General features: G+C 40.0%; 8 protein-coding genes. All 8 read right to left on the bottom strand.

Annotation, left to right across the window (positions count from 1 at the left end):
• Window positions 1-689, bottom strand: a 689-nt coding sequence (locus Q8S11_RS00265; protein WP_371135104.1) for a hypothetical protein, incomplete at its 3' end; no start/stop codon positions are given.
• A gap of 57 nt (window positions 690-746) precedes the next feature.
• Window positions 747-2,021 (bottom strand): amidohydrolase/deacetylase family metallohydrolase, encoded by a 1,275-nt coding sequence (locus Q8S11_RS00260; protein WP_305660066.1) that lies wholly within the window; start codon window positions 2,019-2,021, stop codon window positions 747-749.
• 261 nt (window positions 2,022-2,282) lie between these two features.
• Window positions 2,283-2,750 carry a RidA family protein gene (locus tag Q8S11_RS00255; RefSeq protein WP_305660065.1) on the bottom strand — a complete coding sequence of 156 codons (468 nt, stop codon included), beginning with the start codon at window positions 2,748-2,750 and terminating at the stop codon, window positions 2,283-2,285.
• Window positions 2,751-2,937: 187 nt separating this feature from the next.
• On the bottom strand, window positions 2,938-4,590 hold the full coding sequence (locus Q8S11_RS00250) for a PLP-dependent transferase (protein WP_305660064.1): 1,653 nt from the start codon (window positions 4,588-4,590) through the stop codon (window positions 2,938-2,940).
• Between the two features lie 22 nt (window positions 4,591-4,612).
• Complete coding sequence (locus tag Q8S11_RS00245; RefSeq protein WP_305660063.1) at window positions 4,613-5,890, bottom strand: amidohydrolase/deacetylase family metallohydrolase; 1,278 nt, start codon at window positions 5,888-5,890, stop codon at window positions 4,613-4,615.
• Window positions 5,891-5,919: 29 nt separating this feature from the next.
• Window positions 5,920-7,161 (bottom strand): amidohydrolase/deacetylase family metallohydrolase, encoded by a 1,242-nt coding sequence (locus tag Q8S11_RS00240; protein ID WP_305660062.1) that lies wholly within the window; start codon window positions 7,159-7,161, stop codon window positions 5,920-5,922.
• Between the two features lie 8 nt (window positions 7,162-7,169).
• Window positions 7,170-8,204 carry a PIG-L deacetylase family protein gene (locus Q8S11_RS00235; protein WP_305660061.1) on the bottom strand — a complete coding sequence of 345 codons (1,035 nt, stop codon included), beginning with the start codon at window positions 8,202-8,204 and terminating at the stop codon, window positions 7,170-7,172.
• Window positions 8,205-8,269: 65 nt separating this feature from the next.
• Window positions 8,270-9,817 carry a SusD/RagB family nutrient-binding outer membrane lipoprotein gene (locus tag Q8S11_RS00230; RefSeq protein WP_305660060.1) on the bottom strand — a complete coding sequence of 516 codons (1,548 nt, stop codon included), beginning with the start codon at window positions 9,815-9,817 and terminating at the stop codon, window positions 8,270-8,272.
• Window positions 9,818-9,881 lie beyond the last annotated feature (64 nt).

Raw genomic sequence — 9,881 nt, 5'->3', positions numbered from 1 at the left:
TGTGCCGCAGCATCTACAAAAACCGGAACATTTAAAGGTTTGGCAATTTTTGAAATGACCTCAAGGGGCAAAAATGATTCCTTCTCAGCGTCAATATAAATCATCGCTGTCTTAGGGCCAATTTTTTTTCTGAGTTCCTCTTCATTCTCAACAGTAATAATAGTAGCGCCAGTACTTCTGATCGCCTGGTCATAAACCGTGCGTGAAGCTCTCGGAATAATCACTTCTGTTTTTTCGAATCCCCTCAGATCAGGCATCCGGACAAGCTTTTCGGGATTACCGCCTGATAAACATGCGAAAGTACAAAGCTTGATTCCTGCAGCAGCACCTGAGGTTACTAAACCCCATTCAGCACCGGTGAGCTCAGAAAGGCGTTTACCCACCCCTTCCACCAATTCATCCATTTGCACATTCAGGGTTGAAACTGCCTCCATAGCCAATCTGACTTCAGGTCTGGCCACAGATCCGCCCATAATGGTATTTGTTCCTTTGCAATTGATAAATGGTTGGACTCCAATTGATTTTAAAATTTTTTGACCCCTTTCTGCCAGTTCATTATCAGGAGTTTTCGATACGTCAGATAAAAAAGCAAATCCGTTTTTACTCTGAGAAGCTTCGTTCTCCAATACTGATGCATTTGCAGCAAATGGGAGCAGGGTCAGACCCTTAATTATATCTCTGCGTTTCATAATTTTAAGAAATTTGACTATATATTTTTTAGGCTAATGCACAATTAATTATAAAAACTATTTCGATTCTATTTTTGTGGCTCCGCGGCCATTTAAATCCCATTCAATTTTTCCAGCACGCAGGGTAAGCTCTGTTTCAAGCTTTTGAGTGCCTTTTAAAACAAAACCATGTGAATCAATAAATCCAAAATCATCATTTTTAAGATTTAAAACTGCAATATCTGCCTCCGAGCCTACACTTAAATGTCCAAGTTCAGGCCGCTTGATGTATTGCGCAGGATTCCAGGTAGACATTAAAATTACATCATGAAGAGACATTCCCATATTCAGGAATTTTGCCATAATATTGTTCATATCTTTCATACCTGCATTCATATTTCCGGTATGAAGATCAGAGCTGATTGAATTTGGATAAAGTCCCTGTTTAAGTGAAGGCATAGCCTGGGAGTATACAAAGCCATTCCCGCCATGACCCACATCAAATATCACTCCTCTTTTCTGTGCATTTATAACGTATTGATTCACTCTTCCATTTGGATCTACTAATGCCTCCTTATAAAATGGTGCTACCGGAGATCGCTTCCCGGCATGATACATATGAGTTAAAATATCCCCGGGCCTAAGATGCTTCATCAGAAGGTTCTCAAGTGAATTTGAAGGAGGCAATCCGCGCCAATCGATCATGACAGGCATGTTTGATAGTCTACCGGCCTTAACTGCACTATCTACCGGAATGGATTGCAATCCATTGTAATGAGCTACCTTAAAACCTACAATATCCTTTTTAAAGTAATCAGCAAAACGGGAAGCCATTATGGGACTCATGTCGGTTGAATCCTGCTCATTGGCACCCATACCATCACCTACAATATTCAAAAAGGCAAGAACCCTGGTTTTGGACTGATCTATGATATTCTTTTTGAACAATGGGAATGACCTCCAGCCCGCACTACCGGCATCAACTACTGTGGTAACACCTGCCCTAAAGGTAAATCCGTCAGGAGGCAATGAGTTGGGACCATCCATATATTGCTGTTCCTTTTTGGTTCCGGCAAACACATGAACATGAATATCAATCAATCCAGGAGTAACGTATAAGCCATTTACATCAATTACTTTTTTTGCAGAAGAAGCAGGAATATCCGCTGCAACACGAACTACTTTTCCCTGATTTATGGCAAGATCCATTTTCTCATTGATCTTATTTTTCGGATCGATCAGATGGCCGCCTTTAAGCAAAATATCATAAGTCTGAGCATACAAAATGGTACTAATGCTCAGCAAAATTCCCGTCAGAAACGGGGTGGAAATACGAACTATCTTTGAATTCATAAAATGATTTTAAGAGGAATAAGGTAATTATTATATACTCAAATACTTCTAATAATTTGTAACGAATCAAGTACTTAAATAAAAAACGCTAAGGCCTATCCCATAATATAGATTAAATTGATAATTATTAAAAAAATATAATTAAAATCGATAAGAAAGATCCTACTTAAGACTATTAGCCTGCAGCCTACAAGGATAAAATTAAAAAATGGGCATGACCTTCAGGGCTTAGCCAAAATAATCATGCCCAATCTTGTACTTTCAGATATAAGCAATTGCATCTATTTCAACTATAGTATCGCCAGGAATACCCCCCTTTGCTACAGCCACTGTAGTACGAGCGGGTGGATTGCTACCGAAACGACCTTTATAAACTTCATTCATGCCCTGATAATCTGCAAAATCATTGAGATAAACATTTACTTTTAACACTTTTTCCATAGAAGATCCCGCTTTAATTAGCTCATCTTCAATCCGTTTCAAAACAATCTCCGTATGATTTTTAATCTCAAAGGGAGCAGTATGCGCTCCTTTCCCAGATACATAGACCATGTTACCATGCTTTGTATAACTGGAAAACAATGGCACGTCCTGAAAATTTGTAATGTTTCCAACCTCCTTTTCTGAAGAAGCCATAACTGGATTAGCTTTGCTTGCCAAACCAAATCCTGCAACGCCAAGAGCTGATGCAAATAATTTCTTTAATACTGATCGTCTTTCTGTTTTCATTTTTATTTTAGTTTTTGAATGGTTAATAACAATTTTTATAACACTCACCCTTTACACAATAATTTCCTATGAAAGGTTGTTAAACTAATATAAAGTTTTCCGGTCGATTTCTGTGCTCCTGAAAACCAAAAGAATCTGATTATCAATTAAATTACTCCAATAAAGCTAACTTGTTCCCTGTCAAGAATTAACTCGACTGGGGCCGGTGCTTAGGATACTCAATAGGCTTTTTATTTATCGGGGATTTATGCTTTCTTGCAGTAAATTTTGCATTATTAAACTCATGAAAGTCCATTTCTCCTGTTAAAACGCCTCCACTTAAATTCCCCTGCATTGTTGTCAGGATTCTATCTCCAGGCACATTATAATTACATAAGATTTTTATCTCATTGCCATCAATACTTCCAGTGAAGGGGCGGCTTGACAGGTCTGTTTTAAAGACCCCGGTAATCCAGTTCCCATCCTGACTATCAACAAATAAATGCTGGGTAACTTTACTGCTGTAATATTCAACTTCCATATCCCAGAGTCCTACCATGTTCATCACCGGATTTTTCATTGCCGGAACTACTTTAGGCTGTCTTTTTCTGGATAGAACTTCATGAATTCGATTTGCTGCAACTTTATCATTCCCAGGGATCATCATGTAGCCGACAAGGGTAATTCCGGTAAGTCCGGGTTCATCTCTGCCAACCTGAACTGCAATTCGTGGAGCAATTGTACCAAGTTCTTCTGCTACTTCCTGACCTGTAACATGCAGCTGTTCAGGATTCCATCTGATGTACAGGTATGGGGTAACATGGTGAATTAACTCCGGATCAGGCCTGGTAATATTTGTTTTAATTCCATTGATAGTAGACACCTTTTTATTTATAGTTTCGAGCCATGAAACCCAGGTATTCATTTCCTTAACATGGTCCAGCTTAACCCATGCCTCCACAGCAGCAAGCATTCCTATATGTTCTTCGCGTCCAACCTTATTGTCCCGGCCAAAACCATGATGCGGAGAATTGACCTGATGAGCAGACATTAAAAGATCTTTCCTGCCTAAAATTAATCCCGAACAACTCGGTGCTTTTATGCCTTTTCCACCGCTGTAACCAACTACGTCAGCACCCTCCGCTAAATGTACATCCGGAATGGTAAGAATATGGGCTGCCGCATCAACAAATACCGGAACATTTAAAGGCCGGGCAATTTTTGAAACGTTCGTGATTGTAAATTCATCCTCTGAAGGTGTCATATAAATCATTGCGGTACGGGAATTAATACTCCTCTTTAATTCATCTAGACTTTCAACCGTGATGATTTTAACACCAGCATTTCTGACTGCATGGTCATACACATTTCGGGAAGATCTGGGAATAATTACTTCAGATTTTGCAAATCCGCTCAAATCAGGAATTCTGAGCAATTTCTCCGGGTCTCCACCCGTAAGACAGGCCGCAGTAACCATCTTAATTCCTGCTGCACAACCTGCGGTAACAATACCCCATTCAGCACCGGTTAGTTCTGCAAGCCGTTTTCCAATCCCAAAAGCCAGCTCATCCATCTGTACATTTAGGGTAGTTACCGACTCCATCGCCAACTTTACTTCCGGCCGTACAACAGCACCTCCCATAATAGTATTAGTACCCTTACAATTCACAAATGGCTCAACACCAATAGATTTCAGTAGGTTCTCACCTCTTCTCACTAACTCCTCATCAATTATTCCGTAAAGTTCTGCATGATCCTTAACTCCGTTCGAATTAATTGAAAAGTCATTCAATGGTGAAGCAGCAGCGCTTCCGGCAAAAGGCAATAAGGTCAGGCCTTTAATTATTTCTCTTCGTTTCATCCGTTAATTCTTTATATATATTTCAATTTTTATTCCATCCCCTATTACCAATCCCATTTAGATCCCATTCAATTTTTCCGGCTCTGAGCGTCAATTCTGTTTCAAGTTTCTGTGTACCTGTGATGGTGAAACCATGAGAATCTATAAAACCAAAATCACCAGTTCTTATCTTAAATACTGCGATATCAGCTTCTGCACCAACACTCAAATGGCCAAGCTCTGTTCTTTTAATATACATGGCTGGATTCCAGGTGGATAGTTTGATTACATCCTTTAGTGAAATCCCCATATTTAAAAACTTAGACATGATGTTTGACATATCCTTCATACCGGCATTCATATTTCCAATGTGAAGATCTGAACTGATCGAGTTCGGAATAAGCCCTTGTTTTAATGCCGGTATGGCCTGACTAAATACAAAGCCATTACCCCCATGTCCAACATCCATCACAATTCCGCGCTGCTGTGCACGGAAAACATAAGGCTTAACTTTGCCATTGGCATCAACCAATGCTTCCTTATACATTGCTGCAGTAGCTCCAGCACCTTTTCCTGCATGAAAATTATGGGTTAATATATCACCAGGACGAAGATGTTTCATAAACAGTTCCTCCAGAGAATTCTCCGGCGGCAAACCTCTCCAGTCTACCATAACAGGCATATTCACTATATTTCCGGCAGCAACGGCACTATCCACCGGGATTGATTGTGGTCCGCCAAAATGCGCTACTTTGAAGCCCACAATATCATTTTTATAATACTGGGCAAAAGTGGCCGCCATTTTAGGATCCATATCATTCCTGTCCTGCTGATGCTCACCCATTCCATCCCCTACGATATTCAAAAATGCAAGCACCCTGGTTTTACTCTGGTCAATGATATTCTTCTTGAATAACGGAAAAGTTTTCCATCCGGCACTGCCTGCATCAACTACCGTAGTAACCCCTGCCCTGAATGTAAAACCATCAGGAGGCAGGGAATTTGGCCCATCCATGTATTGCTGTTTCTTATTTGTTCCGGCAAAAACATGAACGTGAATATCAATAAGTCCGGGGGAGATCACCATACCTCTCACATCCACAACCTTTTTCGCTCTTGCAGCAGAAATATCAGCGGCTACCTGGGAAATCTTCCCATTGGTAATGCCAACATCCATTTTTGCATCGATTTGATTTTTGGGATCGATCAATTGTCCGCCCTTTAACAGGATATCAATTTCCTGTGCAAAAGCATAATTATAATAGCCCGGTAAAATAACAACCAGCAATACTGCTGCTGCTAAAATCTTTTTTAAGTTCATATCTGTCTATTTAAATTATTCAAAAAAATTCACCATCTGAATTGATTTCCTTCACGAAAGAAATTATTCAATGGAGTGGCAATTCCGTTCAGATCATACACGATCCTACCACCCTTAATCGTCATTTCACATTCAAACTTTTTATTTCCGGTCATCTTATAAGCTGCAGTTTCATAAAACCCAAACTTTCCTTCCCTTAGGCTGAATACAACCAGATCAGCAATTGCTCCAGGTGACAGGTGCCCAAGTTCTTCCCGCTTTATTGCTTTAGCCGGGCTCCAGGTACTTGCTCTTACTACCTCTTTCAAACTCATTCCCATGGTCAGGAATTTAGACATTACATTCATCATATCCTTCATGAATGCATTTGTGCTTCCCGCTGAAAGATCGGTACTGATTGTGTTTGGGAAGAAACCGGCCTTCATTGCAGGGATGGCATTTGAATACCTGAAGGCAGAACCATGTCCAACATCGAAGATTATACCCCGTTTCTGAGCTTCAAGAAAGGATGGCTTAATCAAAGCGGTTTGCTGATCAACAATCATATCACGGGCATTGATATCTTCAATAATTGTATAGGTATGCGTGTAGATATCACCCGGCCGCATGTGTTTCATAAATAAGTCCCTGAGTGAAGGGTAAGGATGATTCCGGCCACCATCTAACATAATCGGCATATTGGCAATATTTCCAGCCTCTACTCCTCTATCGACCGGTGTCCAGTCGGGGCCAACGAAATCAACTTTAAAACCAACTATATCCCTGGTAGACAATGCAAGCTTAGCCGACTCGGAAGCTATTTTATCACCTGTTCCCTTTTCATTTGCACCACCCTTATAATCACCTCCCTTAATATTAAGAAAAGCCAAAACACGGGTATTTGATCTATCAATAATTTGCTTTTTGAAATTAGCAAAGGATTCATAATCAGAATCTCCGGCATCAACAATAGTAGTAACCCCAACTCTAAAAGTGTAACCATCAGGAAGGGTATAACCCAGACGTGAATGAATATCTATTAAGCCAGGTGCGACATACATTCCAGCAGCATCTACAACCTGAGTAGCCTGATCAGCATTAATATTTTTGGCAATTAATGCTATTCGGCCATCATTAAGGGCAACATCCATCACCTCATCAATATTATTTTTGGGATCAATCACATGGCCGCCCTTGATAATTATACCATAAACCTTACTGCTTTGTTGGGCAGCTAATGAAAAACTGCATAACAGCAGGAAAAGAAAAAGGAGTCGATTCAGTTTAAACATTACTTAATTTATTTTTTAAGCGGAACTGCATTTTTAGTAATATAATCATCCTGATTGGAATGTACAGGTCCAATATAATGGAATCTTTCTGCCCATTCCAAACCATACTTTTCACCTATTTTTTTATCCGAAGGAGAGTATCTCAGTCTGGGAGATTCTATATCCAGCACGAAATGCTTGATATAATTAAAATCTGCAGTCCTGTCGTCATCCCCAAGTATAGGAAGGCTTTTACCCTGGGCAGCAAGTTTCTTCCTCAGTCTTGACCCATTATTTCCTGCAGGGCCCTGGGTTACATTCACCATATTTGACTCGACCTTTTTATCAATATATTTTGAGATATCTACAATTCTATTGACATACTGCGGGCCTCTTCTAGTGAAGAAATATCTTTCGGAAACGCCATGGGGTTTAACAAGGTCGAGTTGTTCAGGGTAGTCTAAATGACTTCCAGCAGGAGTAATAGCCGCTTCAACTGCGCGTCCGGTAATATAATGATCCGGATTATTTTCGTAAGGCGCCCAGGGGTCATAGCATATAACCGTGTCAATCTTTAGCATTCTGATTAAAAAGATCATTCGGGCTTTGATTTCCTGAATGTTATTTTCATCCATATTATGATTCCGGTAATTCAGGTGATAGGTTTTTTTCAAACCCAAAACCCGCGCAACCTCTTCAGTATCAAATTCATTATTTGAAACAACCTCGCCGTAGTTCTTTCCGCTTCCTGCTGCATCGTCATTTGTAGTTCTGATCAGATAGCCGGTATAACCTTCATCAATTAATTTAGCTACAGTACCTCCGGCAAAAATTGGAATATCATCGCAATGAGGTTGAATTACCGCTAAAACTTTACCCTTGTGAGGTTGACCACTGACAGGTCTCTCAATGATCACCTCATCAAAGATTGTTTCATTATCATTTTTATCCATTGGCATTTCACTCCCTGTCGCCTGATTGTTAATAGCGGCAACAGAAGCTCCGGGTACTAGTAAAGCACCGCTGGTGGCCAAAGTCTTCTCTAAGAAATTTCTTCTTTTCATCTTTATAATTTTATTGTATTGCGTTAAACAATTTCGACAAAATAATATGGATTTCTAATTTTAACTTATTTAACATCCCACCAAACTCTGTTTGTTAAAATATTATAATTAGCCCCACCCTGTCGGGTCATTGCAGCGATAAAGTTTTCACTGTTTGAATTCTGTTCATTTGGTCCGATAACCATGCGTCTTGGAATTGTTCCTCCGGAGAGGTTACCCGGATAGTTTGTTGGAACTAAAGCAGGATATCCGGTACGACGCCAGGTTGAGAAGACCTCATATTCATCAATGAAACATAGACCGACCCACTTTTGGGTAGATATTTGCTCTAACTTTTCATTAAATGTGCCGGCTGTCTTAAAGGCATTCAGCTTTAAATAAGCATCTATCCTGTTGGTTGCAATTACTCCTGCAGGGCCATACATTCCCCACTGCTGTATACCTGATCTTACTCCTCTGTTAAATGATTCTTCCGCACTTCCGGAATACCAACCTCTGATAGCTGCTTCTGCTAGAAGTAAATTACTTTCAGATGCAGTAAACATGAACATAGGTGCATTATAGCGCAATAGTGTGTTAGGATTGGGTTCTGAATACGATCCAAAATTTGCTGGTGCAGCATCCCATATCCCATTCTGCATTCCTGATTGTAAAGCAGTAGCAGTATCTGCAACAAAAGCTGATGTTGGAGAAGCCCGAACCCATACAACTGCCAGGGCATTAAGTCTTGGATCTTTGGTATTCTTCAAATGGTCAATCAGTGTTTTTGCCAATTTTCCACCAAGCCTGTTATCTACTGCCTGAGGGGTATTGTAATCAGCATCCATTAAGCCTTGTGCAATTGGATTACGATTTGCGATCTGGCCTCCCTCAATATATTGAATAGTTGCCATATCGCTGTCATTGATAATAACGCCGCCAGCAATCGCTTTTTTGACCCAGGTTTCTGACATTGCAGGATCTATTTTACTTAATCGCATTCCTAATCTCAACATCAGGGAGTGTGCAAATTTCTGCCATCTTGGGATATTCCCTCCATAAACCAAATCAGCAGATCCGAAAGTAGGTTTAGCTGTATTAAAACTTTTTGCAGCTTCATCCAATTCCTTCAGCATATCTGAATAAATATCAGATTGCTTATCATATTTAGGTTTATATATCTTATCGGACGAACCCTTGCCTGCTTCTTTATATGGAATATCACCATACATATCAGTTATGCGATGATAGACAAAAGCACGCCAGATGCGGGCAACCGCAAGTTTATTGACAAAGTCAGGATTGCCAGAAACTGACCGGATGACTTCTTCTATTTCAAGTCCTTCATTGATGTAAAAGTTCTCGAAAAGATTGGATTGCCAGCCCAGGTTTCCAACATATTTATCGCCTTGTGCCTGACCAATGTTATAGTTAGCCATGTGCTGCATAGCACCACCAAGCATAAAATAATCGTATCTGGCCGAGGATAACTGCGCCTTTGTTAATAAAAACTCAGGAACTACACTTGTCGCGGCATTTGGATTCACATTGAGCTCTTCAAAACCCTTATCACAGGAAACTCCGAATAGCATTACTAAAATAATTGCTGTATTTCTGAAAAAATGATTTTTCATATCCATAAGATTAAATGATTAAAACTTTACCTGTAGATTCAAACCAATGCTTCTTGTTCTTGGC

The organism is Daejeonella sp., from assembly GCF_030695525.1.
Classification (GTDB): domain Bacteria; phylum Bacteroidota; class Bacteroidia; order Sphingobacteriales; family Sphingobacteriaceae; genus Daejeonella.
This window is presented reverse-complemented; position numbering and strand designations above follow the sequence as displayed.